The sequence below is a fragment of the Ralstonia sp. SA306 genome (assembly GCF_054792405.1).
Genome location: NZ_CP096451.1, coordinates 710,882 through 737,855, shown reverse-complemented (window position 1 = coordinate 737,855; position 26,974 = coordinate 710,882). Strand labels below are relative to the sequence as shown.

The 26,974-nt window shown below is 65.0% G+C and carries 22 protein-coding genes; 8 read left to right on the top strand and 14 right to left on the bottom strand.

Translation table 11 applies throughout. The features are described 5' to 3' along the window. Positions 1–41: 41 nt before the first annotated feature. The 5 genes from serS to M1D44_RS03520 form a co-directional block, all read right to left on the bottom strand. Positions 42–1,358, bottom strand: coding sequence for a serine--tRNA ligase (gene serS / locus M1D44_RS03540; RefSeq protein WP_316853136.1), 1,317 nt, complete (start codon positions 1,356–1,358; stop codon positions 42–44). 79 nt (positions 1,359–1,437) lie between these two features. Next, a complete protein-coding gene (locus M1D44_RS03535; protein ID WP_024975081.1) occupies positions 1,438–2,745 on the bottom strand; it encodes a replication-associated recombination protein A in 1,308 nt (435 codons plus the stop codon). Between the two features lie 99 nt (positions 2,746–2,844). Then, on the bottom strand, positions 2,845–3,270 hold the full coding sequence (locus M1D44_RS03530) for a hypothetical protein (protein WP_316853135.1): 426 nt from the start codon (positions 3,268–3,270) through the stop codon (positions 2,845–2,847). A gap of 35 nt (positions 3,271–3,305) precedes the next feature. Beyond that, positions 3,306–3,953, bottom strand: a complete 648-nt coding sequence (gene lolA / locus M1D44_RS03525) for an outer membrane lipoprotein chaperone LolA (protein WP_024975079.1) — start codon at positions 3,951–3,953, stop codon at positions 3,306–3,308. Between the two features lie 109 nt (positions 3,954–4,062). Then, complete coding sequence (locus tag M1D44_RS03520; protein ID WP_316853134.1) at positions 4,063–6,408, bottom strand: DNA translocase FtsK; 2,346 nt, start codon at positions 6,406–6,408, stop codon at positions 4,063–4,065. A 223-nt stretch (positions 6,409–6,631) separates the two neighbouring features. On the opposite strand from M1D44_RS03520, the gene trxB reads away from it, so the two are divergent. From trxB to M1D44_RS03505, 3 genes are all read left to right on the top strand, one after another. Beyond that, positions 6,632–7,588 (top strand): thioredoxin-disulfide reductase, encoded by a 957-nt coding sequence (gene trxB, locus M1D44_RS03515; protein WP_112183983.1) that lies wholly within the window; start codon positions 6,632–6,634, stop codon positions 7,586–7,588. Positions 7,589–7,719: 131 nt separating this feature from the next. Next, on the top strand, positions 7,720–8,385 hold the full coding sequence (locus M1D44_RS03510) for a Smr/MutS family protein (protein WP_316853133.1): 666 nt from the start codon (positions 7,720–7,722) through the stop codon (positions 8,383–8,385). Between the two features lie 47 nt (positions 8,386–8,432). Then, a complete protein-coding gene (locus tag M1D44_RS03505; protein WP_024975075.1) occupies positions 8,433–9,056 on the top strand; it encodes a trimeric intracellular cation channel family protein in 624 nt (207 codons plus the stop codon). 33 nt (positions 9,057–9,089) lie between these two features. Here the strand turns inward: M1D44_RS03505 and M1D44_RS03500 are convergent, their stop codons facing one another. The 3 genes from M1D44_RS03500 to M1D44_RS03490 are packed head-to-tail and all read right to left on the bottom strand — an operon-like array spanning position 9,090 to position 11,715. Continuing rightward, complete coding sequence (locus tag M1D44_RS03500; RefSeq protein ID WP_004631293.1) at positions 9,090–9,428, bottom strand: P-II family nitrogen regulator; 339 nt, start codon at positions 9,426–9,428, stop codon at positions 9,090–9,092. Positions 9,429–9,441: 13 nt separating this feature from the next. Then, complete coding sequence (locus tag M1D44_RS03495; RefSeq protein ID WP_024975074.1) at positions 9,442–10,068, bottom strand: class I SAM-dependent methyltransferase; 627 nt, start codon at positions 10,066–10,068, stop codon at positions 9,442–9,444. Positions 10,069–10,077: 9 nt separating this feature from the next. Then, positions 10,078–11,715: an NAD+ synthase gene (locus M1D44_RS03490; RefSeq protein ID WP_316853132.1), complete on the bottom strand. Its 1,638-nt coding sequence runs from the start codon at positions 11,713–11,715 to the stop codon at positions 10,078–10,080. Positions 11,716–11,770: 55 nt separating this feature from the next. Between M1D44_RS03490 and M1D44_RS03485 the strand changes: the two genes are divergently transcribed. Next, a complete protein-coding gene (locus M1D44_RS03485; protein WP_024975072.1) occupies positions 11,771–13,003 on the top strand; it encodes a GNAT family N-acetyltransferase in 1,233 nt (410 codons plus the stop codon). 65 nt (positions 13,004–13,068) lie between these two features. Here M1D44_RS03485 and M1D44_RS03480 read toward each other — a convergent pair whose 3' ends face one another. Together M1D44_RS03480 and ppa are read right to left on the bottom strand one after the other, a co-directional pair. Next, positions 13,069–13,260 carry a hypothetical protein gene (locus M1D44_RS03480; protein ID WP_024975071.1) on the bottom strand — a complete coding sequence of 64 codons (192 nt, stop codon included), beginning with the start codon at positions 13,258–13,260 and terminating at the stop codon, positions 13,069–13,071. A gap of 302 nt (positions 13,261–13,562) precedes the next feature. Next, positions 13,563–14,090 (bottom strand): inorganic diphosphatase, encoded by a 528-nt coding sequence (gene ppa, locus M1D44_RS03475; protein ID WP_024975070.1) that lies wholly within the window; start codon positions 14,088–14,090, stop codon positions 13,563–13,565. A gap of 169 nt (positions 14,091–14,259) precedes the next feature. Between ppa and M1D44_RS03470 the strand changes: the two genes are divergently transcribed. The 3 genes from M1D44_RS03470 to M1D44_RS03460 all read left to right on the top strand — a co-directional run bounded on the left by M1D44_RS03470 (position 14,260) and on the right by M1D44_RS03460 (position 17,948). Continuing rightward, positions 14,260–15,696 carry an aldehyde dehydrogenase family protein gene (locus tag M1D44_RS03470; RefSeq protein ID WP_316853130.1) on the top strand — a complete coding sequence of 479 codons (1,437 nt, stop codon included), beginning with the start codon at positions 14,260–14,262 and terminating at the stop codon, positions 15,694–15,696. A gap of 39 nt (positions 15,697–15,735) precedes the next feature. Further along, entirely contained in the window at positions 15,736–16,494 is a 759-nt protein-coding gene (locus tag M1D44_RS03465) for an SDR family oxidoreductase (protein WP_024975068.1), read from the top strand. Between the two features lie 122 nt (positions 16,495–16,616). Next, positions 16,617–17,948, top strand: coding sequence for an MFS transporter (locus tag M1D44_RS03460; protein ID WP_316684079.1), 1,332 nt, complete (start codon positions 16,617–16,619; stop codon positions 17,946–17,948). A gap of 46 nt (positions 17,949–17,994) precedes the next feature. Here M1D44_RS03460 and M1D44_RS03455 read toward each other — a convergent pair whose 3' ends face one another. The 3 genes from M1D44_RS03455 to hemC are packed head-to-tail and all read right to left on the bottom strand — an operon-like array spanning position 17,995 to position 22,361. After that, positions 17,995–19,188, bottom strand: coding sequence for a heme biosynthesis protein HemY (locus tag M1D44_RS03455; protein ID WP_024975066.1), 1,194 nt, complete (start codon positions 19,186–19,188; stop codon positions 17,995–17,997). A gap of 2 nt (positions 19,189–19,190) precedes the next feature. After that, entirely contained in the window at positions 19,191–21,329 is a 2,139-nt protein-coding gene (gene hemDX, locus M1D44_RS03450) for a fused uroporphyrinogen-III synthase HemD/membrane protein HemX (RefSeq protein WP_316853129.1), read from the bottom strand. Between the two features lie 15 nt (positions 21,330–21,344). After that, the gene (hemC, locus tag M1D44_RS03445) at positions 21,345–22,361 is read right to left on the bottom strand and encodes a hydroxymethylbilane synthase (protein WP_112183973.1); all 1,017 of its coding nucleotides are present in this window, start codon (positions 22,359–22,361) and stop codon (positions 21,345–21,347) included. 108 nt (positions 22,362–22,469) lie between these two features. On the opposite strand from hemC, the gene ppc reads away from it, so the two are divergent. Then, a complete protein-coding gene (gene ppc, locus M1D44_RS03440) occupies positions 22,470–25,478 on the top strand; it encodes a phosphoenolpyruvate carboxylase (RefSeq protein WP_024975063.1) in 3,009 nt (1,002 codons plus the stop codon). Here the strand turns inward: ppc and M1D44_RS03435 are convergent, their stop codons facing one another. After that, complete coding sequence (locus M1D44_RS03435) at positions 25,479–26,906, bottom strand: MFS transporter (protein ID WP_428984649.1); 1,428 nt, start codon at positions 26,904–26,906, stop codon at positions 25,479–25,481. It abuts the gene before it with no gap. Positions 26,907–26,974 lie beyond the last annotated feature (68 nt).

The window sequence follows — 26,974 nt, the reverse complement described above, 5'->3', positions numbered from 1 at the left end:
AGAATTTTTCCGGCCAGATCAAGAGGGTCGGCGCCACTCGATCAAACTGCCGGCTTCAGCACTTCCTGGCCGCCCAGATACGGGCGCAGCACCGCCGGCACCGTGACCGAGCCATCCGCATTCTGGTAGTTCTCCAGCACGGCCACCAGCGTACGGCCCACGGCGAGGCCCGAACCGTTGAGCGTATGCACCAGCTCCGGCTTGCCCTGCGCGTTGCGGAAGCGCGCCTGCATGCGGCGCGCCTGGAAGTCGCCCATGTTCGAGCACGAACTGATCTCGCGGTACGTGTTCTGCGCCGGAATCCACACCTCGATGTCGTACGTCTTGGTGCTGCCGAAGCCCATGTCGCCGGTGCAAAGCACGACGGTGCGGAACGGCAGTTCGAGCTTGCGCAGGATGTTCTCCGCGCAGTTGGTCATGGCGTCCAGCGCCGCGGCCGAGGTTTCTGGCTGCACGATCTGCACCATCTCAACCTTGTCGAACTGGTGCTGGCGGATCATGCCGCGCGTGTCCTTACCGTACGACCCGGCTTCGGAACGGAAGCACGGCGAATGCGCCGCGAACATCATCGGCAGCGCGTCCGCGGCAACGATCTCATCGCGCACGAGGTTTGTGAGCGGCACTTCGGCGGTCGGGATCAGGTAGAAGTTCTCGACGCGTTCACGGTCTTCCTCTTCTGCACTGTGCCCCATCTTGCGCGGCACGCGGAACAGGTCTTCCTCGAACTTCGGCAACTGGCCGGTGCCACGCATCGACGCGGCGTTGACGATGTACGGCACGTAAGCCTCGGTGTAGCCGTGCTCCAGCGTGTGGGTGTCGAGCATGAACTGCGCGAGTGCGCGATGCAGACGCGCCACCTGCCCCTTGAGTACAGTGAATCGCGCGCCCGACAGCTTGGCGCCCGCGTCAAAATCCAGCCCCAGCGCGGCGCCCAGGTCTACGTGGTCCTTGACCGGGAAGTCGAAGGTGCGCGGCGTGCCTTCGCGGCGCACTTCCACGTTCTGCGTTTCGTCGCGACCGGCCGGCACGCTTTCGTGCGGCAGGTTCGGGATCGACAGCATCAATTCCTGCACCTTGGCCTGCACCACGTCGAGTTGCGCGGCAGACGCCTTCAGCTCGTCACCGATGCCCGACACCTCAGCCATCACGCCCGATGCATCCTCGCCCTTGCCCTTGAGCATGCCAATTTGCTTGGAGAGGCTGTTCCGGCGTGCCTGCAGCTCTTCTGTGCGGGTCTGGATGGCCTTGCGTTCCGCTTCAAGCGCGGCAAAGCCGGCCACGTCGAGCACGTAGCCGCGATCTTTGAGGCGCGCAGCGACGGCGTCGATGTCTTTGCGCAGCAGTTGGATATCAAGCATGGTGGAAAAAGGGAAACCGAAGATTGCGAGCGATCTGAATGATCGAAAAGGCCGATTTTATCGTACCGGCCCGTGGGGATTATTTGTTGCGAGAGGATTTGTCCTGCTGGGCATGCCACTGTGCATCCAGCTCGCGCAGGTGCCGCAGCTTCTCGCCGATCTTGCCTTCCAGGCCGCGCGGTGTGGGCACGTACCAGTTCTGCGCGGGCAGGTCGTCGGGAAAGTAGGTTTCGCCCGCGGCGTAGGCCTCGGGCTCGTCATGCGCGTAGCGGTAGGCGTGGCCGTAGCCAAGTTCTTTCATCAGCTTGGTCGGCGCATTGCGCAGATGCACGGGCACGTTGCGCGACCTGTCCTGGCTGACGAAGGCGCGTGCTGCGTTGTACGCGTTGTAGCCGGCATTCGACTTGGGCGCGATGGCCAGGTAGATCACGGCCTGGGCCAACGCCAGCTCGCCTTCCGGCGAGCCCAGACGTTCGTACGTTTCCGCGGCATCCAGCGTGATGCGTCCGGCACGCGGGTCGGCCAGCCCAATGTCTTCCCATGCCATACGCACGATGCGGCGCGCGAGATAGCGCGGGTCGGCGCCCCCGTCGAGCATGCGGCAGAACCAGTACAGCGCGCCGTCCGGGTCGGAGCCGCGCACGGATTTATGCAGTGCACTGATCTGGTCGTAGAACGCGTCGCCGCCCTTGTCGAAGCGGCGCAGGTTTTCCGACAACGCCGATGCCAGCAGCGCCTCGTCGACCACCGGAACGGTATCGCCCTCAGCCTGCGAACGCGCGGCGCGGGTGACGATTTCAATGTTGTTGAGCAACTTGCGGCCATCGCCATCGGCAGAGGCGACGATGGCGTCGACTGCGGCGGGGGCCCACTCCAGCCCGCCCAGCTCCTGGCGCGCTCGTTCGGCCAACTGCTTCAGCTCGTCGTCAGACAGGCTCTTGAGCACGTACACCGCGGCACGCGAGAGCAATGCACCGTTCACCTCGAACGAGGGGTTTTCCGTGGTCGCGCCGATGAAGGTGAACAGCCCGCTTTCCACGTGCGGCAGAAATGCGTCTTGCTGGCTTTTGTTGAAGCGATGCACCTCATCGACGAACACGAGCGTGCGGCGGCCATTGGCGCGGAATTGCTCAGCGCGCTCGACGGCCTCGCGGATGTCTTTCACGCCAGAGAGCACGGCCGACAGCGCGATGAATTCCGCATCGAACGCGTCGGCCATCAAGCGGGCCAGCGTGGTTTTTCCAACGCCGGGCGGGCCCCACAGGATCATCGAATGCGGCTCGCCAGAAGCGAAGGCCACGCGCAGCGGCTTGCCCGGCCCCAGCAGATGCTGCTGGCCGATCACTTCGTCGACAGAATGCGGGCGAAGGCGCTCGGCCAGCGGCATGTGGGCGGGCGCGTCCGGAAAGAGGGATGCGGAAGCGTTCATCCGGGGATTGTCGCAGAAACCGGGCGTAACCCCGGCGCCCCTTCGCGCGACGCGCGGTCAGTTTGACGCGCGCTGCACGAGCCCCATGAACGCCTTGGCCGGCAGCGGCCCATGACATGACTGCGCACCGCTGGGCGAGCGCAGGAGGAGCCAGACGCTCTCGCTGGCCGGCGGCTGAATCACGAACGGCTGACGCGCGGAAGCCTCGGGCAGGCGCGGATCAGCCGGCGTCTGGATCGGCACAACTTGCCCTGCGTGCCCCTTCACCAATGCGCTGCACTCGGCGCCAGGCAGCTCGGTCGCGTGCAGGAAATCCTTGTTGACCAAGGCTTCGGCCAGCACGGTGTCGGGCGCGGCGAGGAAGGAATCGACATCAAAACGGGACGCACCGGTGGAGGCGCATCCGGTAAAGACGGCTGCCGCTGACGCTGCGACAGCAAGAGCGGCCGCTCGGTGCAGCGACGTGGTGAACGGCAAAGGCATGGTCGGTCTCCTTGTCGAAAACCGGCCTGCACGCGTCATTGCTTGATTACGTCGGCCCCTTTGGGCGGCGTAAAGCGGAACACGTTGGCCGGCAGTTGCGGATTCTTCTGGATGTTCGAGAACGTCAGCAAGGTGGTGTTACCGAAGGCGTCGCGCAGCTCCATCCCCTGCAGCTCGCCGCTGCGAAAGCCGATGGCGATGCGCTCGAACTGGGTGTCCTTTGCCTTGGGGGTGAGTTCGGCCCAGTCGATGCCGTCTTTGGTACCGCCTTCCTTGAGCGTGAAGTTCTTGGCCAGATCGTTGCTGCCGAACAGGATGGCGGCGGGGCTTGAGCCCAGCGACGCATCGAGCTTGCGCTCCGTGATCTGGTTCAGGTCCTTGTCGAAGATGTAAAGCATCTGGCCGTCGGCCGAGAGTTGCTGCTCGTATGGCTTCACATAGCGCCAGACGAAGCGGCCCGGGCGCGAGAAAACGAAATCGCCGCTGGAGGTGCCGGCCACGCGCAACGGGCTGCCGTTGGTGCCGCCCTTCACTTGTCGCTGGACGAACTCTCCGCGCGCGGTGCTGACGTTGCTCACGAACGCATTGAGCTGTTCGACTGCGCCCGCATAGGCGCCGGCCGACCATGCCGCCAGCGAAACCAGCCCGGCGGCCATCAGGTGACGTGCTTTCAACACAAACATAGGAATCCCGGTTTCAGTTGATCTTATTCTTAGTGGCCGGCCGCGCCCGAACATTCCGCCGACGCGGTAACGCGATGTAACGGCAAGTGCGCGCAACATGCGGACAGCATCATTCCTCTTCGACGACGTTGCCGTTGCGGTTGGGCGCCAGAATTTCGCGGTTGCCGTTGCCGGACATGGCAGAAACAAGGCCCGCCTTTTCCATGTCTTCGAGCAGGCGTGCGGCGCGGTTGTAGCCGATACGCAGGTGACGCTGCACCAGCGAGATCGAGGCACGGCGGTTCTTGAGCACCACGTCGACGGCTTGGTCGTAGAGTGGGTCAGCCTCGCCGCCACCGGCGCCGACAAGACCCGCGCCGCCGCCAAAGCCATCGCCGCCGCCCTCGCCGTCGACCACACCGCCTTCGAGAATGCCTTCGATGTAGTTCGGCTCGCCTTGCGATTTGAGGTTATCGACGATGCGGTGGACTTCCTCGTCCGACACGAACGCACCGTGCACGCGCACCGGCAAACCGGTGCCGGGCGCCAGATACAGCATGTCGCCCATGCCCAGCAGCGCTTCGGCGCCCTGCTGGTCAAGAATCGTGCGCGAGTCGATCTTGCTGCTGACCTGGAACGCGATCCGCGTCGGCACGTTGGCCTTGATCAGGCCCGTAATCACGTCCACCGACGGACGCTGCGTCGCCAGCACCAGATGGATACCGGCGGCACGCGCCTTCTGTGCGATCCGCGCGATCAGCTCTTCGACCTTCTTGCCGACCACCATCATCAGGTCGGCCAGTTCGTCGATCACGATGACGATCATCGGCAGCTTGTCGAGCGGCTCCGGCGCGTCCGGCGTCAGGCTGAACGGGTTGGGAATCTTCTCTTCACGCGCCGCGGCTTCTTCGATCTTCTTGTTGAAGCCCGCCAGGTTCCGCACGCCCATCTTGCTCATGAGCTTGTAACGGCGTTCCATCTCGCCCACGGCCCAGTTCAGCGCGTGGCCAGCCTGCCGCATGTCGGTCACGACCGGGCACAACAGGTGCGGAATGCCTTCGTAGATGCTCAGTTCCAGCATCTTCGGGTCGATCAGGATCAGGCGCACCGCGTCGGCCTTGGCCTTGTACAGCAGCGACAGGATCATCGCGTTGATCCCGACCGACTTACCGGAGCCCGTGGTACCGGCCACCATGCAGTGCGGCATCTTGGCCAAGTCGGCCACCACCGGCTTGCCGGCGATGTCCTTGCCCAGCGCCAGCGTGAGCTGCGATACGCTCTCATTGTAGACCTGCGAGCCGAGAATCTCCGACAGGCGCACCGCCTGACGCTTCGGGTTCGGCAACTCCAGACCCATGTAGTTCTTGCCCGGAATCGTCTCCACCACGCGGATCGACACCAGCGACAGCGAACGCGCCAGGTCCTTGGCGAGGTTGACGATCTGGCTGCCCTTCACGCCCGTGGCGGGCTCGATTTCGTAACGCGTGATGACCGGGCCAGGATAGGCCGCCACCACCTGCACATCCACGCCGAAATCCTTGAGTTTCTTCTCGATCAGGCGAGAGGTGAATTCCAGTGTCTCGGCGCTCACGGTTTCCACAACCGGCGGGATCGGATCGAGCAGCGCGAGCGGCGGCAGGTCCGAATCGTGAATGTCGACAAAGAGCGGCTGCTGCTTTTCACGCTCCACGCGTTCGCTCTTGACCACGGCGGTCGGGCGCACGATCTGCACCGGCGGCGATTCTTCAATGCGCACGCGGCGGGTTTCGACCACCTCCTCACGCTCGACCTTGGCTGCCTCGCCAATGGCCCGGTCCTGCTTGCTCTCGCGGCGCGTCTTGAAGCCGACGAACAGCATCTCGACGCCTGCGCCGATCTGCTCGGCCAGGTTCAGCCACGAAAAATGGAAGAACAGCGACAGCCCGACCAGGAACGTGAACAGCAGCGCCAGCGTGCCGCCAGTAAAGCCCAGCGAATGCTGCATCGCCCCGCCGATCACATCGCCCAGCACGCCGCCCGGCGCACGCGGCAGCTTCATGTGCAGCGAGTACATGCGGATGGCTTCCAGACCCATGCTGGAAGCCAGGATGAGCGCAAATCCGATCCACGTGACACTGGCGTCAACGCGCGGCATGGAGGTGCGCGGCAGGCGCTCGTCCGACATCAGCTCGCGCCAGCCGCGCCAGACCTTGCGCACCAGCAGCACCGCCCACCAGTAGGCGGACGCGCCAAAGACAAACAGCAGCAGATCAGCCAGCCACGCGCCCACGCGGCCGCCCAGGTTGCGGATTTCGTCGACCTGGCTGGCGTGGGTGAAACCGGGGTCGGCCCGGTTGTATGACAGAAGGATGATCAGGAAGGCGATGGTCACCGCCAGCAACAGGAACCAGCGGACCTCCCCCAGCAGCCGTCCAATGCGGGACGGCAGTGCGGAGGGATCGGTGCGGGTTGTCGGAGTGGTGGAAGCTCGAGCCATGCGGGAGACGGGTGCGCCGCTTGGGCAAGGCCGCGCGGCTTGGTGACAGCACAAAAGGACAGCACAAATGCGATGCCGAGGATTGTAACGCGGCCCTATCACTGCCATTGGAATTTACAACCGGGCGGACGAGGGGGTGCCACTTTATAATGGCGCCCATCACCCTCACCTAGCCTGCACGGCGGCGCTCCACCCCTCGTGCCGCGCACACACAGAACGCATCATGGCAAAACACGCAAAAGTGCTGATCCTTGGCTCCGGCCCCGCCGGCTACACGGCCGCGATTTACGCTGCCCGGGCCAACCTGAACCCCGTGCTGGTCACCGGTCTGGCACAGGGCGGCCAGCTCATGACCACCACCGACGTGGAAAACTGGCCGGCTGACAAGGAGCACCTGCAAGGCCCCGAGTTGATGCAGCGCTTTCTGGAACACGCCGAGCGCTTCAAGACCGACGTGCTGTTCGACCACATCCACACCGCGCATCTGAATGAGAAGCCGATCCGCCTGGTGGGCGATTCGGGCGAATACACCTGCGATGCGCTGATCGTCTCCACCGGCGCTTCGGCCCAATATCTGGGCTTGCCGTCGGAAGAAGCCTTCGCGGGCCGCGGCGTGTCTGCCTGCGCAACGTGCGACGGCTTCTTCTACAAGGGCCAGGAAGTGGCCGTGGTGGGTGGCGGCAACACCGCCGTGGAAGAAGCGCTGTACCTGGCCAACATCGCCAGCAAGGTCACGCTCATCCACCGCCGCGACAAGTTCCGCGCCGAGCCGATCCTGATCGACCGCCTGCATGAGCAGGAGAAGAAAGGCAAGATCGAGATCAAGACGAACATGGTTCTCGACGAGATCCTGGGCGATGACTCCGGCGTAACGGGCGCCCGCCTGAAAGGCACGAACGAGAACGAAGGCAAGACCGAAGAGCTCAAGGTGGCGGGCGTGTTCATCGCCATCGGCCACAAGCCGAACACCGACATCTTCCGCGGCCAGCTCGACATGAACGACACGGGCTACATCCGCACGAAGAGCGGCCTGGATGGCATGGCCACCGCCACCAACATCCCGGGCGTGTTCGCCGCGGGCGACGTCCAGGACCATATCTACCGCCAGGCCATCACCAGCGCCGGCACGGGTTGCATGGCCGCACTGGACGCCCAGCGCTACCTGGAAAGCCTGGAATAAGCGTCATTGCGCCGGGGCTTCCGGACGCAAACAAAACGGCCGATGGGTGACCATCGGCCGTTTTGCCATGTGCGGCACCTTCGTATAATCGACACACGCTCCACCCCCGATGTGCTCGCCTGCCCTTCACCATGAAACGCGCCCCCTTCCCCGCCAACAAACTCAGCCTGACCGACCTGGCCAGCCTGCGTGACCAGCTCAAGCACGAGACGGAAGCACGCGAAGCCGCACGCCAGCGCGCCGAAGCCGCCGCACGCAAGGCCGCAGAAGAAGCCAACGTGTTCCGTGCCAGCATCGGCGAGGTCAGCGCGCTGCGCCAGAACAAGCGCGTCGAGCATCCGCGCAATCCGCCCGCGCCCGACCCCGTGCATTCGCGTGCCGAAGAGCAAACCGTGCTGCGCGATTCGCTGTCGGATGAATTCGACGTGGACAACCTCCTGGAAACCGACGACACGCTTTCCTACCGTCGCCCTGGCATTGGCGACGACGTGCTCAAGAAACTGCGCCGCGGCGAGTGGGCCACGCAAGACCAGATCGACCTGCACGGCATGCGCCGCGAAGAAGCCCGCGAGGCGCTCGCAGCCTTCCTGCGCCGTGCCGTACAGCGTGGCATCCGCTGCGTGCGCGTGGTCCACGGCAAGGGACTCGGCTCGCCCGACAAAACGCCCGTGCTCAAGGGCAAGGTGCGCTCGTGGCTGGTGCAGAAGGAAGAAGTGATCGCTTTTGTCGAGCCCCGCAACACAGCCGGGGGCGCTGGCGCGGTGCTGGTGCTGCTGCGCCAGCCGCACGGCTCCTAAAGCACAGTCCTCCCATTCGCCCCGCTCATCACAAGAACAACACGCATATGCACGTGACCCGCCTGCAACTGGTGATGCACTGGGTGGAGATCCTCGCGGTCTTCTCGTTTGCCATCTCTGGGTTGGCGGAGGCCAAACGGCGCCGGCTCGATGCCGTGGGCGCATTCATCGTTGCGTTCCTGACCGCGTTCGGTGGCGGCACATTGCGCGATCTGCTTCTGGATCGACGGCCCTTCTACTGGATCGAGCACGAGCAATACCTGCTCGCGCTGTTCGTGATGAGCCTGTTCGCCAACTGGGTGATCCGACTGGTGAGCCAACTGGTGTCCGATCGCGTGCTGATCGTGGCCGACGCCATCGGCATGGGGCTCTTTGGCGTGCTTGGCACGCAACTGGCGCTCGATGCGGGCGTGCCGGTCTTCGTGTCGGTGATGATGGGTGTGATCACGTCGGCCTTTGGAGGCCTGCTGCGCGACGTGGTCTGCAATGAAGTGCCCATGCTGCTGCGGGACAATCACCCGTACGCAACGTGCGCGTTTCTCGGGTGCTTCCTTTACGTCGGGCTGACGCACACGGACTTGCTGCCAAGCGTGTCCGTGGTGATCGCCACGCTGGCGATCGTGATCGGGCGGCTAGCGACGCTGCGCTGGAACATCACCCTGCCGCGCTGACCGGCGCGAGCGCGCCGGCCACAGAAAAAGGCTTCAGACCGCCGCTTCGTCCTTCTCGCCGGTGCGGATGCGAATCACCTGCTCCACCGGCATCACGAAAATCTTGCCGTCGCCGATCTTGCCGGTCTTGGCGGCCTTGACGATGGTGTCGATGACGTTCTCGACCTGGCTCTCGGCCACCACCACCTCGATCTTGATCTTCGGCAGGAAGTCGACCACGTATTCCGCACCACGATACAGCTCGGTGTGGCCCTTCTGACGGCCAAAACCCTTGACCTCGGTGACGGTCAGGCCGGTCACCCCCACGTCGGCGAGCGACTCGCGCACTTCGTCCAGTTTGAAGGGCTTGATGATGGCGGTGATCTGTTTCATGGTGTCTCGCTCACTAGTTGGTGAAGTATTCAAGCATCCAATAATACTGGAGCCGGTTAATGCGCACATCCCGGGCGATGCCGGCCACCGTCTGCAGCAGCGTCGGATCGTCCGGAAAGTTCTTCAGCACATCGTGCTCGCTGCCATCGCGCAAGGGGCGACGCTGCCACGTGTTGCCATGTTCGTCGTTGTAGGCAATGGGCGTGCTTGAGCCGAACACATACTGGTTATCGAACCACAGCACACGCACGCCGGGCCCCAGGGCGCGGTGCAACGCTTCGACGTGCTGGCGCAAGCGCTGCAGCGGCACATGCGACCACCAGCAGCCTGCCGTCATCACATCAAACATGCCAGGCGCAAAAGGCAGCGCATCGTTGTCCGCGCGCACAAACGACGCCCTGGGGATGTCCTTGCCGCGCGCAATGCGCAGTACGGTGTCGTTGTAATCAGCGCCGACGATGCTGCGCGCGTCCGTCATCGCCTCGGTCCAGAAACCGGTGCCGCACGCCAGATCCAGCACCCGCGCACCGCGCGTCAGATCACGCACGCGCGCCTTCAACCACGCCAAATCCCCCTGCCGTTCCGGCCTCGCATAGATGCGTTCGTATTCGGGGGCACGCTTGGCGTAGTAGTCGAGCATGGCGGCGGCTTACTCTTTGAAACGCGACGTAATCGGATACCGCCAGTCGCGCCCGAACGCCCGCTGCGTCACGCGAATGCCCACTGGCGCCTGACGCCGCTTGTACTCGTTGATCTTGATGAGGCGCACGATCTTCTGCACGTCGGCCTCGGCAAACCCCGCAGCAATGATGTCGGCCACCGGCTGGTTCTGCTCCATGTAGCGCTGCACGACGGCGTCGAGCGCATCGTATTCGGGCAGGCTGTCCTGATCGGTCTGGTTCTCGCGCAGCTCGGCTGACGGCGCGCGGGTCAGGATGCGCTCAGGAATCACTTCCGACAACGAATTGCGGTAGCGGCACAGCCGGTAGACCAGCGTCTTGAAGATGTCCTTGATGACGGCAAAACCACCGGCCATGTCACCGTACAACGTGCAGTAGCCGACCGCCATTTCGCTCTTGTTGCCGGTCGTCAGCACGATGCGGCCGCTCTTGTTGGACAGCGCCATCAGCAGCGTGCCGCGAATGCGCGCCTGGATGTTCTCTTCCGTCGCATCTTCGGGTAGCCCGCGGAACTCCTCCGCCAATGCGCCCTTGAATGCGTCGAACATCGGGCTGATGGCGATTTCGTCGTACTGCACGCCCAGCCGAGCCGCCATGTCGCGCGCATCCACCCACGAGATATCGGCCGTGTAGCGCGAGGGCATCATCACCGCGCGCACACGATCGGCGCCCAGCGCATCGACGGCAATCGCCAGCACCAAAGCGGAATCGACGCCACCCGACAAGCCGATGATCGCGCCGGGGAAGCCGTTCTTGCCGAGGTAATCGCGCACGCCCAGCTTGAGCGCCTCGTACACCTGGGCTTCCAGCGAAGGCTCCGGCACGATCGCCCCCGGCAGCGCGCGTCCGCCGTCGAACTGCGCGTAGCCGACGCCCTCCACAAACTGCTCCATCCTCACGACGACGTTGCCTTCGGCGTCGAGCACGAACGAGCCGCCATCGAAGACGAGCTCATCTTGCCCGCCGACCAGGTTCGCATACACATGCGGCAAGCCCGATTCCTTCACGCGGTCACCGATGATCCGCTCGCGCAGGTCTTCCTTGTCGAGGTGATACGGCGAGGCGTTGGGGATCAGCACAACCTGCGCACCGGCAGCCTTGGCATAGGCCGTGGCCGTGGCATACCAGGCGTCTTCACAGATGACGACGCCGAAGCGCGTGCCGTCCACTTCGAACACAAAGGGCTCGGTGCCGGGCTGGAAGTAGCGCTTCTCGTCAAAAACCTCGTTGTTGGGCAATTCCAGCTTGTTGTACCGGCCGACCACGCAGCCGTCCGCGGCCACTGTGGCGCTGTTCGTGGGCTTGGGCAACAGGCCGGGGGCCGGGGCTTCCTGCGAGAGTTGCGGGTGCCCGATCAGCACGTGCAAACCCGGGAAGGCCGCCAGTTCGGCGATGAGCGCGTCAAGCGCGCGCGCGCTGGCATCAATGAAGGCCGGGCGCAGCAGCAGGTCTTCGGGCGGATAGCCCGTGAGCGACAGTTCCGGCGTGAGCAGAACGCGCGCACCAGCCTGGTGCGCTTCGCGCGCGGCGGCGACGATGCGGGCAGCATTGCCGGCGAAATCGCCGACGGTGCAGTTGATCTGGGCGAGAGCGACAGAGACGGTCATGGGGGCAATGTGGATTGCAAGCGCGGCATTCGAAGCTGGAATTAGAATCGGCGGCATGACCTCTCGCCCCCTTTTTCCCGAGCCCCAAGCGCGCGCTGGTTCGCGGCACGAATTAGCCAATTATCGCATGCGACTTGTGACCGATCTGCGTGACATTGGCCGCGATGCGTGGGACGCCCTGCTCGCCCTGCAGCCCGAGGCAACGCCCTTCCTGCGTTTCGATTTCCTGCACGCCCTGCATGAGAGCGGCAGCGCATCGCCCGACACCGGCTGGTCGCCGCAATACCTGACGCTGTGGGAAGACGGCCCCGATGGCGAAGTGCTCGCTGCGGCCGTACCGCTGTATGTGAAGGGCCACTCCTATGGCGAGTACGTCTTCGACTGGGCGTGGGCCAATGCGTATGCGCAGCATGGGCTGGAGTACTACCCGAAATGGCTGTCCGCCGTGCCGTTTACGCCAGTCCAGGGCGCGCGCTTGCTGGCGCGGGATGCGGCTGCCCGCGCGGCGCTGCTCGACACGTTGCTGGCGGTTGCGCGGCAGAGCGAGTTGTCATCGCTGCATGTGCTCTTTCCCACCGCCGGCGAGGCCGAGCAAATGCGTGCGGCCGGCATGCTGCTGCGGCAAGGGGTGCAATTCCACTGGTGCAATCCGGGCTTTGCCAGCTTCGACGACTTTCTGGCCGCGCTGGAACAAAAGAAGCGCAAGAATATCCGCGCCGAGCGCCGCCGCGTGCACGACGCCGGCATTACGTTCCGCCATGTGCCCGGCGCAGCGGCAACAGACGCCGACTGGCGCTTCTTCCACCGCTGCTATCGCACCACCTACCGCGAACATCATTCGTCGCCGTATCTGAACCTGGAGTTCTTCCGCCAGATCGGCCAGACGATGCCGGAAAACCTCCTGCTGGTGGTCGCCTCGCGCGACGGCAACGACATCGCCAGCGCGCTGCTGGTGGTCGACACACGGCCCGAAGCGTCCGTCATGTACGGCCGCTACTGGGGTGCGATCGAACATCACCCCTGCCTGCACTTTGAGACGGCGTATTACCAGCCGCTGACGTACTGCATCACGCACGGCATCCGCACGTTCGAAGGTGGCGCGCAAGGCGAACATAAGATGGCGCGCGGCTTCGAGCCGGTGGCGACGCTATCGGCACACTGGCTGGCGCACCCGGCGTTTGCCGATGCAGTCGGCAGGTTCCTCGACCGCGAGACGGCCGGCATGGAAGCGTATTTGGATGAACTGACAGACCGCTCGCCGTTCAGGCAACGATCAGAATCGGATTAGCGGCGGGAAACGGCGGAGGCGGGGAAAGACAGCGTCCGCACAAGCGGCGGACGCGGAAGCAAAGCTTAGTGTGCGGCAGGCTTCTGCCGGGCGATCACGCAGTGTGCGGCGTTCGAATCAACAGCCATGGCGGTCGATGCAACGGCACGCTCGCCAGCGTGGGCGGCGTCCGGCGGCCCAACCAGCAGCGCCCACACAGTAAATGCGGCCATGGCCACAGCGGAAAGCACGGGAACGACAACGGTCTTGTTCAACATCGCAGTACCAAGGGTTGGAGTCAAACTTGACGGGGAGTCTAGAGGGGCCGTTTCCGGTGGGCAAATGAGCGTTTCTTAAATCTCTGTGTAGCAGAACTACCGGGCGGTAAGTATGCAAAACTCGTAGAGAACTCCATGAAACGCATACAACGACCTAGCCCCGGCCGCAGATGGCGCTCTGACGCACGCCGACAAATCCGTGCGCATGACGCTGATGGCCACTTCGCAAAGAAAAAATCCCGGCGCTCCATCCGGAGCCCGGGATTTGTCAGACACGCCGTACGGCGAAATCCTGAAATTGCTTACTTCTTATAGTTGGCAACGCCGTCGGCGATTTCCTTGTGGGCTTCTTCAATGCCGCCCCAGCCTTCGACCTTGACCCACTTGCCGGCTTCCAGCGCCTTGTAGTGCTCGAAGAAGTGCTTGATCTGATCCAGCAGGTTCTGGCCGATGTCCGACAGGTCGGTCATGTGGGCCGTGGCCGGGCTCAGCTTGTTGACAGGCACGGCAACCAGCTTGGCGTCCACGCCGGATTCGTCGGTCATCTTCAGCATGCCCAGGGCACGGCAGCGCACCACGCAACCGTGGATGAGCGGAAACGGCGTGACGACCAGCACGTCGACCGGGTCACCGTCGCCCGAGAGCGTCTGCGGGATGAAACCGTAGTTGGCCGGGTAGCGCATGCCGGTACCCACGAAGCGGTCCACGAACAGCAGGCCGGTTTCCTTGTCGGCTTCGTACTTGACCGGGTCGCTCTGCGCCGGGATCTCGATGATGACGTTGAAATCGTTGGGGATGTCCTTGCCCGGCGAGACGTTGTTGAAGCTCATGGAAATGCTCCGGAATGCGCGAACTGCGTAAAAACGCGACGCAAATGGTTGGAAAGAAACGTGAAAATCTGTCGGCGGGCATTATAGCCCCTGACAACCTGCCGCTTCCCCTACCCGGCCTGCACCCGTGCGAAAATCGTGCGTTGCCGATCTTTTGCAGGACCCCCCCATGCATGCCCAGCACTTCATCGCCAACCGTCTGATGTCGCCCGACTCGGGGATGCGCATCAAGGTGTTCGACCCGTCCGACGGCCAATCCTTTGCCGAGATTGCGCGCGGCAACGCCACCGACATCACCGTGGCCGTGCACGCAGCGCGGCGTGCGTTCGAGGGCGTCTGGGGCCAGTTGCCGCCAGCCGAGCGCGGCCGTGTGCTCATGCGCGTGGCCCTGCGCCTGGCCGATCACGAAGAAGAACTGGCCCGCCTGGAAGCCCGCGACACCGGCAAGCCCATGCGCCAGGCGCGCGCCGACGCCCGCGCCGTGGCCCGCTACTTCGAGTTCTACGCCGGTGCGGCCGACAAGCTGCACGGGCAAACCATCCCCTACCCGGCCGATACCACCGTGCTGACCGTGCGCGAGCCGCATGGCGTAACGGCACACATCATCCCGTGGAACTACCCGATGCAGATCTTCGGGCGCAGCGTGGGCGCTGCACTGGCGGCGGGCAACGCATGCGTGGTCAAGCCGGCGGAAGACGCGTGCCTGTCGATCCTGCGCGTGGCCGAGCTGGCCGCCGAGGCAGGCCTGCCCGACGGCGCACTCAACATCGTGACCGGCTATGGCCACGAAGCGGGTGCGGCACTGGCTGCGCATCCCGGCATCAACCATGTGTCGTTCACGGGATCACCGGAAACGGGCAAAGCCGTTGTGCGAGCGGCGGCAGAAAACCACGTGCCCGTGACGCTGGAACTTGGCGGCAAATCTCCGCAAATCGTGTTTGCCGACGCCGATCTGGAAGCGGCCATTCCAGCCGTGGTGAACGGCATCATCCAGAACGCCGGGCAGACGTGCTCTGCCGGCAGCCGCGTACTGATCGAGCGCAGCGTGTATGAGGCGATGCTGGACCGGCTGGCCATGGTGTTCGAATCCATCAAGGTCGGGCCCTCGTCGCTGGATCTGGATTGCGGGCCGCTCATCAACCCCAAGCAGCAGCAACGCGTATGGGATTTCGTCTCGGATGCGCAGCACGCCAACATTCCGGTGATGGCCCAGGGCCAAGTGGTGCCCGAGGCGCCCGAGACCGGCTACTACCAGGCGCCGATGCTGCTGCGCGATGTGCCGCACACGCACCGGCTCGCACAGCAGGAAGTGTTCGGCCCGCTGCTGGCCGCCATGCCGTTCGATACCGAAGCCGAAGCGCTGGCCCTGGCCAACGGCACACCCTACGGCCTGGTGGCTGGCGTGTGGACGAACGACGGTGGCCGCCAGATGCGCCTCGCACGCAAGCTCAGGGCCGGCCAGGTCTTCATCAACAATTACGGGGCGGGCGGCGGCGTTGAACTGCCCTTCGGCGGAACGGGCCAATCGGGCCATGGGCGCGAGAAGGGCTTTGAAGCGCTCTACGGTTTCACCACGCTCAAGACCATCGCCATCCGTCACGGTTAAGGCGCAACGCAACATCCACCCACAACACGAGGAGACACCATGCGGCTTGCCGGCAAAATCGCCATCGTCACGGGCGCGGGTTCGGGTTTTGGAGAAGGCATCGCCAACACCTTTGCCCGCGAAGGCGCACGCGTCGTCGTCAATGACCTGAATGCGGAAGCCGGCGAACGCGTGGCCAGCGCCATTCGCGTGGCCGGCGGCGATGCGCATTTCGTGCACGCTGACGTGTCGAATGGCGATTCCGTCGCCAAATTGCTGGGCGCCACGCTGGGGCGCTATGGCGATCTGCACATCGTCGTGAACAACGCCGGCACCACGCACAAGAACAAGCCCCTGTTGCAGATCACCGAAGATGAGTTCGACCGCGTGATGGCCGTCAACGTGAAGAGCATTTACTGGACGGCGCATCACATCGTCCCGCACTTCCGGGAGCGCGGTGGCGGCGTGTTCGTCAATGTGGCGTCCACCGCAGGCATCCGGCCGCGGCCGGGGCTCGTCTGGTACAACGCCAGCAAGGGGGCCGTCATCACGGCCAGCAAGGCGATGGCGGCGGAGCTTGGCCCCGACAAGATCCGCGTGAACTGCGTGAACCCGGTGATGGGCGCCACGGGCCTCATCGAGCAGTTCATGGGCGTACCCGACACCCCTGAGAACCGCGCGCGCTTCCTGGCGACGATCCCGATGGGGCGGCTCTCCACGCCGCAGGATGTGGCCAACGCATGCCTGTATCTGGCGTCGGACGAAGCCGAGTTCATTACCGGCACGTGTTTGGAAGTGGACGGCGGGCGCTGCGTATAAACCCTGCCGGCGGGCGTCTTGGCGCATTCGCCCGAGAAGCGCAGAATGCTGTGGCGGTTTTCCAGGCCGAGGTAGGTAACGAGGAGCACTCGGCCTGAACTCACAACAATTCTGGAGACCCGATGGCCACCACCCCACCCACCTCACCGGTCGGCGGCGCAAGCACGCTGCCGCCCCAGTCCACAAGCGCGTTTGAAGAAGCCACGTACCGCAAGGTGACGTGGCGCCTCGTTCCGTTCCTGCTGCTGTGCTACGTGGTCGCGTATCTCGATCGCGTCAACGTGGGCTTTGCCAAGCTGCAGATGCTCAACGACCTTAAGTTCAGCGAGACCATCTACGGCCTGGGCGCGGGCATCTTCTTCATCGGCTACTTCCTCTTTGAAGTGCCGAGCAATGTGATCCTGCACCGCGTGGGCGCGCGCATCTGGATTGCACGGATCATGATTTCGTGGGGCATCATCTCGGCGGCCATGATGTTCGTGACCACGCCGGCCATGTTCTACGTAATGCGCTTTCTGCTGGGCCTGGCAGAAGCCGGCTTCTTCCCGGGCATCATCCTGTACCTCACGTACTGGTATCCGGGGCAGCGGCGTGGGCGCACCACCACCTTCTTCATGACGGCGATTGCGCTGTCTGGCGTGATCGGCGGCCCCATCTCAGGCTGGGCGATGAAGGCGTTTGGCGGCGTCTACGGCCTAGCCGGCTGGCAGTGGATGTTCCTGATCGAAGGCATTCCCTCGATCATCGTCGGCATCTTCGTGCTGGCTTATCTGGACGACCGCATCAGCCACGCGAAGTGGCTGACCGAGGAAGAGAAGGCGCTGCTCGCCCGCAACATCGCCGCCGAAGACGCCGAGAAGGAAGACCCGCCCATCCGCACCGTCATGGCCAGCCCGCGCGTGTGGCTGATGAGCCTGATCTACTTCACCTTCGTGATGGGCCTGTATGGCGTGAGCTTCTGGCTGCCGACATTGATCAAGCAGACCGGCGTGGCAGATCCGTTCTCGGTGGGCTTGCTGACGGCGATTCCGTACGGCGCGGCAGTCGTCGCCATGGTCTTGGTGGCCCGCAGCGCCGACCGTCTGCGTGAGCGCCGCTGGCACATCGCGATTCCCGCGGTGGTGGGCGCGGTCGGGCTCGTACTGTCCGCCGTGTGGCACACCGACACCACGCTGGCCATGGCCGCCCTCACGCTCGGCACCATGGGCATCCTGACCACGTTGCCGCTGTTCTGGAGCCTGCCGACTGCGTTCCTGGCTGGCACCGGCGCCGCCGCCGGCATTGCGCTCATCAATTCGCTGGGCAACCTTGCGGGCTTCCTGAGCCCCTACGCCGTCGGCTGGCTGAAAGACGCCACGCAGAGCACCGATTCCGGCATGTACATGCTGGCCGCGTCGATGGTGCTGGGTGCAATCCTCACGCTTTCCGTACCGGCACGGATGGTGAACAAATAGGCGCCGTCACCAGCAAGAAAAAAGGCCGGGGTCATCCCGGCCTTTCTCATTTCACGGCAAGCAATGCGCTTTGGCGATAGTGGCGCTGGGCATCTTCCATGCGCTCCGTCTGTTCGAACATCTGTGCAAGCGCCAGATGCGCATGGGCGCGCAGGTTGCCAGAGTGATCGGCATCGGCGTACTTCAATGCCGACTCCAGGTTCGACTGCGCCTTGCCCCAGAGCTGCTCCTTGAAGCACAGCATGCCGAGCGTGTAGAACAGGTCGGCATCCACCGGATGCTGGGCGAGCCATTTCTCGGCCTGCTGGATCAACAGCAGGGCCTTGCCCGGCACTGCGCAATCGGCGTAGCGACGGATCAGGCGGCTATCCCAATGCGTCTTCAGGCCATCTTCTACGATGCGCTTGGCATCATCGGTGCGGCCAAGCTGCGCAAAGTACAGCGCCGCCTGTGAGGCAATGCGAGGCGAGCGGCGCTCCTCCGTGGTCAGCTCGCGCCAGAAGCTGTTCAGCGCATCGGCATCGTGGCGGCGCTCAGCCAGCAGCGTTTCACACGCCATCTGCTTGAGTCGTGCGGCCAGCACGGAATGGATGGCGTTGCGCTTTTCCAGGGCACGCGTGAGGCGCAGCACCTCGCTCCAGTTCTTCAGATGCTGATGCGCACGCAGGGCAATGCGTTGCGCCTGAATCTGCCGCGAGCCCTGCGATTGCAGTTGCGCGATCTTCTCTAGCGCACCTTCCGCATCGCGTGCGTCGACCAGCAATTCGGCCATCGACACAAGCTTCGCCTGCTCACGATCGGGCGAAGACACTTCGGCCATCCAGGCGTCGCGGCGCTCGGTCTCCTGCATGCGGTGTGCGGCACGGGCACCGATCAGCGCGGCCGTTTCGCGCTGCGGCTCCCAAGCCTGTGCTTCGCGCGCCTGGCGCTCCGCATGGCCAAAGCGCCCGGCAAACAGGCTTTCCATCGCTTCGCGCAGCGCGGCAGACGCCTTCAGGATGCGGTTGCGCTCGCGATACGCTGCAGCACGCGCCGGCATGCCGGCCACATGGTGGAAAAGGCGCATCACAAGATGCAGCACCACGAACGTCGCCAGGAGTGCCGCCAGCACGAAATTGAGCGACATCTCGACCCGGTACGGCGGGTAGAACAGCACGACGTTGCTCAGGTTGAGTTCAGTAAACAGCGCCAGCCCAACGGCGGCAGCAAACAGGAGCGCGACCCAGAATACCCAGCGCATGCTCACTCCTTGCCCGAACCGCGCACGGCGGCAAGGCTGTCAGCCAGCGTCGGCACCTGCAGCGTGCCCGCCGTCGCGCGCACCTGCGACAGTTGATTCTGCACCGTGGTCACGCGCGAAGACTGCGTATCAAAGTAGCGCGCGAGCAGCGTATCGGCACGCCCCAGGTCGGCGCGGAACACGGCGTCATTGCGCGAGAGCAATGCCAGGCGTGCATTCATCAGGCGCAGCTTGAGGTTTTCGCGCAAGAACCACGCTTGGTCCGAAGACAGCAGCAATGCCTCGGTCTGGTCGACGCGGCGCACCTGTACGATCTGGCCGAGTTCGTCGCGCACGTCGCTCCACAGGCGGCCCCACCAGGCACGCACGCCAGCCGACCATCCGGCGTTTGACGGCGTCGATGCAACCGGCGCCGACGCGGCCGCAGCATGCGCCTTGGCATTCTTCGTGGGTTTCGCGGCCGCATGCGGCGCCTGCGCAGCCTGTTCCGCCTCCAGCGGCTGGGCCGACGAGATGAGCGGCAGCGTGTCTACAGCGTTGATGGCGTCATCCAACCGCAGCGCCGCACCCGCCAGATCAAACGACGGCATCGCCTTGAGCTTGGCCATGTCGCGCGATACCGCCCGGCGCACGGCGTTGAACTGCGGCTTGTCGAGCGTGGCCAGGCGCGCGTCGACCGTTTGCAGCGCAGCCAGCGCGCCGGCGACATTGCCCGTCAGTTGCAGTTGCTCGGCGGTGACTTCCAGCGAACGCTGGATCTCGGCGCGCTGCCAGTCATCGCGATTGCGCAGAAGGTCTTGGTTGGCCTGCTCCAGCGCGGCTTGGCGATCGCGCGTTTCAGCGGTGCGGGCATCCAGCGCACCGAATTTCTGTTGCAGCTGGGAAACCGAATCCTGATCCGCGCGCGACAGCACGCGCATCTCCTGCGCCAGCGCTTCGTTCGTCTGGGCGTGCTGACGGATCTCGCGCGCCAGGCGCTCGTTGCGCACCTGCAGCGCGGCCACCGCTGCCACAACCGCAACCAGCACCACCCAGATCAGCCAACCGCCACGGCGCGGCGCATGGTTGACCGTCATGGTGGGCGCAAACGCAGCCGGCGGAGCAGCAGGCGCTGGGGCCGGGCTCGGCTTGGCTGCCGCGGATGCGGGCGCTGGTGTCGAAGCAGGGGCAGAAGCGGGAGCCGCCGAGGGAACGGGAGTCTGCGTCACAGTGGAAGAAGAAGTAGACGGGTTTGATTCAGCCGACACCGCTGCCGGGGCATGCTCGGCTGCCGATACCGGCCCGGCCCACGCGAGCACGCTGGCGAGGAGCCGGTCGTCGCCGGCGCCGGTGAGCGTCACGTCGCGAAAGCCCAGCGATTTGGCTTGTTCGACGATGCGGGCGTGCGAAGCAAAGCATGGCGCGCCGTGCAGCGTATCCAGATCGGCGGGCGACAGATTGGCGCGGGCCAGTTCATCGAGATTACGGACGGCCTCGGAGCTGGTGAGCGTCCAGGCATGGCGGGCCGAAAGCACGGCACGTAACGCGAGCCACGCAGCGGCATCGGGCACCGGCACGCTGCGGCGATAGGCTTCCACCGTGCGGACCGATGCGCCGGCTTCGCGCAGTTGATCGGCCAACCATTCGCGGCCACCGTTGCCCCGCACGATCAGCACCTCCCGGCCGCTCAACGCGGGCACATCCAGCCGCGCGTACAGCGCTTCGGAATCCTGGCGTGCGTCGTCGGCATGCGTGTCGGGTTTGATCACACGGTGCGCCGGCGGAGCAACGCCGTGCGTGGCAAGTGCCTGTGCGCTCGCGGGGCCCACCACCGCTACCGGCACCTCCTGCGGCCAGCGGAAACCTTCCGACATGGCGGCAAATGCCTGTTGCACGGCGTTGGGGCTGACGAACACGACCAGTGCGTAGCGTGAAGGATCGCGCAGCGCGGCACGCAAGTCGTCGAGATTGGGCGTCGGCGCAATGTCGAGCAGTGGAAACTGGTGCGTACGCAGGCCGTGGCGCTCAAGCGCCGCCACCAGCATGGGCGCCTGCGCGCGCGGACGCGTGACCACCACCACGGGCGGGGTTGCCGATTGAACAGGCGGCGTGCTGGATGCGGGCGACGATGGTGACAAGCGCAGTGGCAAGTGGTCGTCCATGGCGAGCCGTGGGAGTTAGGTAGCGGGTGGGGCGTCGGCGCCCAGCATGGCAAGGATGTCGCGTGCGCCGCCGGCCAGCATCTGCTGGGCGACGCGCACGCCCAGCGCGTCCGCTTCGGCCTGCGTGGATGGCGTGGCCTCGCCGTCCGCGGCAAGTTTGCGGGTGCCGTCCTGCGAAGCGACAAAGGCGCGCAGGCGCAGCGTGCCGGTATCCGACCACTGCGCAAACGAAGCCAGTGGCACCTGGCAGGAACCGCCGAGGATGCGCGAAACGGCGCGTTCAGCCGTCACGGCCAGCGCGGTGGGGTCATCGTGCAGCGGCGCGAGACACGCTCGTACGTCTGCACGATCGGCGCGAATCTCGATGCCGAGTGCACCCTGCCCTGCTGCCGGCAGCGATTCTTCCGGCGCGATGGTCGAGCGGATACGATCAGCCAGGCCAAGGCGTTTAAGCCCGGCAGCAGCCAGGATGATGGCGGCGTAGTCGCCACGATCGAGCTTGCCGAGGCGAGTATCGAGGTTGCCCCGCAGCGGCTGGATGACCAGATGCGGGAAGCGCGCCCGCAGTGAAGCTTCACGGCGCAGGCTGGACGTGCCCACGACGGCGCCGGCCGGCAGCGAGGCCAAATCGGCGTAGTCGTTGGAAACAAAGGCGTCGCGCGGATCTTCGCGTTCGAGGACGGCCGAAAGCGCAAAGCCTTCGGGCAATTCCATCGGCACATCCTTGAGCGAATGCACGGCGAGATCGGCACGTCCCTCGGCCAGCGCGACTTCCAGTTCCTTCACGAACAAACCTTTGCCCCCCACCTTCGCGAGGGAGCGGTCGAGAATCTGGTCGCCGCGCGTGGTCATTCCAAGGATGGACACGTCGCACGCGGGATAGTATTTTTGCAATGCAGCACGCACGTGTTCGGCTTGCCAAAGGGCAAGCCGGCTTTCGCGCGAGGCAATGACCAGCTTGGTCGGCGCCTGGGCTGCAGGAGTCGTTGCAAGCTGGGATTGACGGGAAGTCGGGCGGGCGTTGGAAGACATGCGGCAATGGTAGCACGCAGCTTTTTCGCGACAGTCCGGCTATCACGTTGAAGTGATGCAGAAAAGAGGGCCGTTCAGGCACCTTACCTACCCAACCTAGGAGACACCATGACGCAGCCCGCCGCGCGCCGCGCTTCCTCGCGCGCGACCACAGCCCGCAAGCCTTCCGCCGCCCCCGCCAAGACCAGCAAGGCCCCGAAGGCCATCAAGGCTGCCAAGCCCGCCTCCAAACCGGTGACCAAGGCCAATGGTGCGGACGAAGCCAACGGCGCATCACTCGGTCCCACTTCCCGACGCTCGTCGGGCAGCGCCGCGGCCAAGGATCAGCCGCTGAAGGAAGACATCCGCTTTCTCGGGCGCCTGCTGGGCGACGTGCTGCGTGACCAGGAAGGCGGCACCGTCTTCGAAACGGTCGAGACCATCCGCCAGACTGCCGTGCGCTTCCGCCGCGACGGCGACCGTCAGGCCGAGCAGGATCTCGACCGGCTGCTGAAGACGCTCTCGCGCGACCAAACCACGTCGGTGGTGCGCGCCTTCAGCTATTTCTCGCACCTGGCGAACATCGCTGAAGACCAGCACCACAATCGCCGCCGCCGCGTGCATGCGCTGGCTGGATCGCCGCCGCAGCCGGGCAGCCTGATGCGCGCGCTGCTGTCGGCCGCCGATGAAGGCCTGTCGGGCGACGTGCTGCGCCGATTCTTCGAAACCGCGCTGATCGTGCCGGTGCTGACCGCCCACCCGACCGAGGTGCAGCGTAAGAGCACGCTCGATGCACAACGCGAAATCGCCCGCCTGCTGGCCGAGCGCGACGCACCGCTCACCACGCGCGAGCGCGAACGCAACACCGCGCTGCTGCGTGCCCATGTCACCAAGCTGTGGCAAACGCGCATGCTGCGCACCACGCGCCTGATGGTCGCCGACGAGATCGAGAACGCGCTGTCGTATTACAAAACCACTTTCCTGCGCGAAATTCCCGCGCTGTACCGCGAACTGGAAGAAGACATTGCGACCGCGTTCCCGCGTCGCGGCGCGCGGGGCGAACCGGCACCGCTGCCGCCCTTCTTCCAGATGGGCTCGTGGATCGGCGGCGACCGCGACGGCAACCCGTTCGTCACCGCGACGACGTTGCGCGACGCCGCACGCAAGCAGGCGAGCGTGATCCTTGCGTGGTACCTGGAAGAGATCCACGCGCTGGGTGCGGAGCTGTCGATGTCGACGTCGCTGGTGGATGTCAGCGCAGAGCTGCAAGCGTTGGCCGAGCGCTCACCCGACCATTCCGAACACCGCGTGGACGAGCCGTACCGCCGTGCGCTGATTGGCGTCTATGCGCGCCTGGCGGCCACGTGCCACGAACTGACGGGCGAAGACGCTGGCCGCCACGCCGTCGGCCCCGCTCCGGCTTACGGCAACGCAGAAGAACTGCGTGCCGACATCCAGATCGTCATCGATTCCTTGGCGGCGCACCACGGCGAGGTGCTGGCCGACGCACGGCTGGCATCGCTGGCGCGCGCGATTGATGTGTTCGGCTTCCACCTGTCGTCAATCGACCTGCGGCAGGTGTCGGACGTGCACGAAGCGACCGTCGCCGAGCTGCTGAAGGTTGCGGGTGTGGAAGGCGCCTATGCGGCGCTGTCCGAGGCCGACAAACGCACGCTGCTGCTGCGTGAGCTGCAACAGCCGCGCGTGCTGACGTTGCCGTTCCACGCATACAGCGAGCAGACCACGTCGGAGATCGACATCTTCCGCGCCGCCCGGGAAGTGCGTGCCCGCTACGGCAATCGCATCGTGCGCAACTACATCATTTCGCACACCGAGACGCTGTCCGATCTGCTGGAAGTGATGCTCCTGCAGAAGGAAGCCGGCATGTTCCGCACGGGCGCCAATGGCAGCGGCAGCGCCGCGCTGGATGTAATGGTGATCCCGCTGTTCGAAACCATCGAAGACTTGCGCAACGCGCCGGAAATCATGGCCGACCTGCTTGCCCTGCCCGGCTTCGATGCCGTGCTGGCGGCGCAGGGCAACGAGCAGGAAGTGATGCTCGGCTATTCGGATTCGAACAAGGACGGCGGTTTCCTCACCTCCAACTGGGAGCTGTACAAGGCCGAGCTGGCGCTGGTGGATCTGTTCGAGCGCAAGGGCGTGCGCCTGCGCTTGTTCCATGGCCGCGGCGGCACGGTCGGCCGAGGCGGCGGCCCGACCTACCAGGCCATCCTGTCGCAGCCGCCGGGCACGGTGAATGGGCAGATCCGCCTGACCGAGCAGGGCGAAATCATCTCCAGCAAGTTCGCCAATCCTGAGATCGGTCGGCGCAACCTGGAAACCATCGTCGCGGCCACGCTGGAAGCGACACTGCTGCCCACGCGCAACCGGCCGAAGGGCCTGGAAGATTTCGAAGCCGCCATGCAGGCGCTGTCGGACAACGCCTTTGCCGCGTACCGCAACCTCGTATACGAAACCCCGGGCTTCAAGGACTACTTCTTCGCCACCACGCCGATCACCGAGATTGCTGACCTGAACCTCGGTTCACGCCCGGCCTCGCGCAAGCTGATGGACAAGAAACACCGCCGCATTGAAGACCTGCGCGCGATTCCGTGGGGCTTCTCGTGGGGCCAATGCCGTCTGCTGCTGCCGGGCTGGTTCGGCTTTGGCAGCGCGGTGCAGCGCTGGCTCGATGACGCTGGCAACGCCAAGGCCCGCGCCGCGCGCCTGGCCACGCTCAAGCGCATGCACAAGCAGTGGCCGTTCTTTGCGAACCTGCTCTCGAACATGGACATGGTGCTGTCCAAGGCCGATCTGAACGTGGCGTCACGCTACGCGCAGTTGTGTGATGACCGCAAGCTGCGTAACGCGGTGTTCTCGCGCATCTCGGCGGAGTTCACGTTGACCGAGCAGATGCTGGCAGCCATCACGGGGCAGTCGGAGCGTCTGGCCGACAACCCGCTGCTGGCGCGTTCCATCAAGAACCGCTTCCCGTACCTCGACCCGCTGAATCACCTGCAGGTCGAACTGCTCAAGCGCTTCCGCTCGGGCAAGGCCGGCAGCGACGATGCGCGTGTGCGGCGCGGCATCCATCTGTCGATCAACGGGATTGCCGCGGGGCTTCGCAATAGCGGCTGATCAGGCAGCCAGCGCGGTGGCGGCCGGGCGACGGCTGATCCACGCCATCGCCATCGCGCCGGCGTACGACAGCGTCATCAGGCCGAACACCAGCGGCGAGGCATGCGCCAGACCGGGCACCACCGTGACGACCGCGCCCGCCGCTGCCACGCCCAGCAAACTCCCGGTCTGCCGCGCGGCGTTGAGCAACCCCGACGCCGTGCCGGCCAACTCGCCCGGCGCCGCAGACAGGATGGTCGACGTCATGGGCGCAATCGCCAGTGCGGTGCCGCCGCCGTAAGCCATCATCGTTGCACTCACCACCCAGATGTGCACTTGGCCGGTCAGTGCAGCCGACGTTGCCAGCAAACCCGCTGCGCCGATCACGAGGCCACTCAGCATCATCGTCGGCGTAGAAAAACGCGCCATCAGCTTGCCCGCGAAGATGTTGCCCGCCGACAGGCTCACCGCCATTGGCAGCATGACCAGGCCGGTCTGGCGTGCGCTCAGGTGTTCGACATTCTGCAAATGCAGGCTCAGCACGAACAACGCGCCGTAATAGCCGAAATTCAGCAGAAACCCCACGCCGTTGACCGCGCCCAGCGTGCGATGCCCCAGCCAGGCCAGCGGCACCAGCGGCGCACGCGCCCGGCGTTCGACCAAGACGAACAGCACCCCGGCCACCACCGTCAACAGCGCGGTACCCCACACCCACGGCGATTGCGCGCCGCGCACCGGCCATTCAATCGCGGCAAAACACAGCGCTGCGAGCATCACCGCGCTCGTCACCTGCCCCGCCCAGTCGAACGGCTTGGCGCGCGCAGGCTGCACGTGACGCACGATGACCCACGTGCCCAGCATGCCGACCACACCGAGTGGCACGTTGATCAGGAAGGCACTGCGCCAGCCATATGTGTCGACCAGCACGCCGCCCAGCGCCGGGCCCACGGCCGCGGCGGTCGCGACGATGGCGCCCCACAAGCCAATGGCCCAGGCGCGCTCGCGCGGGTCTTCAAACGTGCTGCGAATGAGCGATAGCGAACTCGGCAGAAACATCGCCGCCCCGACGCCCTGCAGGATGCGGGCGGCAATCAACGTGGCCACTGAAGGTGCCAGCCCGCAGCCGGCCGAGGCCACGATGAACACCGCCATCCCCGCCATGAACACGGTGCGCGCGCCAATGCGGTCGCTCAGCAAACCGCCCGTGAGGATGAAGGCGGCAAAGGCGAGCGTGTAGGCGTCAACAATCCAGGCAAGTTCTGCGACGCTGCTGTGCAAGCTGTCGCGCATGGCGATGAGCGCCACGTTGACCACGGTCGTATCGAGCACCGCCATGAACACACCCGACGTGAGAATGCCCAGCGTTGCGTTGCGGCGCCAGCGGCTGAGATCGGGTTGCAAGTCAGCCGAGGGAGTGACGCACATGGTGTTGGCGTGGCATGAAGACATGGCGGAACCGTTTGGCAATTTCATGCAGCCAAGTGTAGGCTGGAGAGCGCATGCAAAAAAGCAGCGTT

Coding starts and splice junctions, on each gene's coding strand:
- serS (WP_316853136.1), bottom strand. CDS start 1,358: ATGCTTGATATCCAACTGCTGCGCAAAGACATCGACGCCGTCGCTGCG.
- M1D44_RS03535 (WP_024975081.1), bottom strand. CDS start 2,745: ATGCCGCTGGCCGAGCGCCTTCGCCCGCATTCTGTCGACGAAGTGATC.
- M1D44_RS03530 (WP_316853135.1), bottom strand. CDS start 3,270: ATGCCTTTGCCGTTCACCACGTCGCTGCACCGAGCGGCCGCTCTTGCT.
- lolA (WP_024975079.1), bottom strand. CDS start 3,953: ATGTTTGTGTTGAAAGCACGTCACCTGATGGCCGCCGGGCTGGTTTCG.
- M1D44_RS03520 (WP_316853134.1), bottom strand. CDS start 6,408: ATGGCTCGAGCTTCCACCACTCCGACAACCCGCACCGATCCCTCCGCA.
- trxB (WP_112183983.1), top strand. CDS start 6,632: ATGGCAAAACACGCAAAAGTGCTGATCCTTGGCTCCGGCCCCGCCGGC.
- M1D44_RS03510 (WP_316853133.1), top strand. CDS start 7,720: ATGAAACGCGCCCCCTTCCCCGCCAACAAACTCAGCCTGACCGACCTG.
- M1D44_RS03505 (WP_024975075.1), top strand. CDS start 8,433: ATGCACGTGACCCGCCTGCAACTGGTGATGCACTGGGTGGAGATCCTC.
- M1D44_RS03500 (WP_004631293.1), bottom strand. CDS start 9,428: ATGAAACAGATCACCGCCATCATCAAGCCCTTCAAACTGGACGAAGTG.
- M1D44_RS03495 (WP_024975074.1), bottom strand. CDS start 10,068: ATGCTCGACTACTACGCCAAGCGTGCCCCCGAATACGAACGCATCTAT.
- M1D44_RS03490 (WP_316853132.1), bottom strand. CDS start 11,715: ATGACCGTCTCTGTCGCTCTCGCCCAGATCAACTGCACCGTCGGCGAT.
- M1D44_RS03485 (WP_024975072.1), top strand. CDS start 11,771: ATGACCTCTCGCCCCCTTTTTCCCGAGCCCCAAGCGCGCGCTGGTTCG.
- M1D44_RS03480 (WP_024975071.1), bottom strand. CDS start 13,260: ATGTTGAACAAGACCGTTGTCGTTCCCGTGCTTTCCGCTGTGGCCATG.
- ppa (WP_024975070.1), bottom strand. CDS start 14,090: ATGAGCTTCAACAACGTCTCGCCGGGCAAGGACATCCCCAACGATTTC.
- M1D44_RS03470 (WP_316853130.1), top strand. CDS start 14,260: ATGCATGCCCAGCACTTCATCGCCAACCGTCTGATGTCGCCCGACTCG.
- M1D44_RS03465 (WP_024975068.1), top strand. CDS start 15,736: ATGCGGCTTGCCGGCAAAATCGCCATCGTCACGGGCGCGGGTTCGGGT.
- M1D44_RS03460 (WP_316684079.1), top strand. CDS start 16,617: ATGGCCACCACCCCACCCACCTCACCGGTCGGCGGCGCAAGCACGCTG.
- M1D44_RS03455 (WP_024975066.1), bottom strand. CDS start 19,188: ATGCGCTGGGTATTCTGGGTCGCGCTCCTGTTTGCTGCCGCCGTTGGG.
- hemDX (WP_316853129.1), bottom strand. CDS start 21,329: ATGGACGACCACTTGCCACTGCGCTTGTCACCATCGTCGCCCGCATCC.
- hemC (WP_112183973.1), bottom strand. CDS start 22,361: ATGTCTTCCAACGCCCGCCCGACTTCCCGTCAATCCCAGCTTGCAACG.
- ppc (WP_024975063.1), top strand. CDS start 22,470: ATGACGCAGCCCGCCGCGCGCCGCGCTTCCTCGCGCGCGACCACAGCC.
- M1D44_RS03435 (WP_428984649.1), bottom strand. CDS start 26,906: ATGTCTTCATGCCACGCCAACACCATGTGCGTCACTCCCTCGGCTGAC.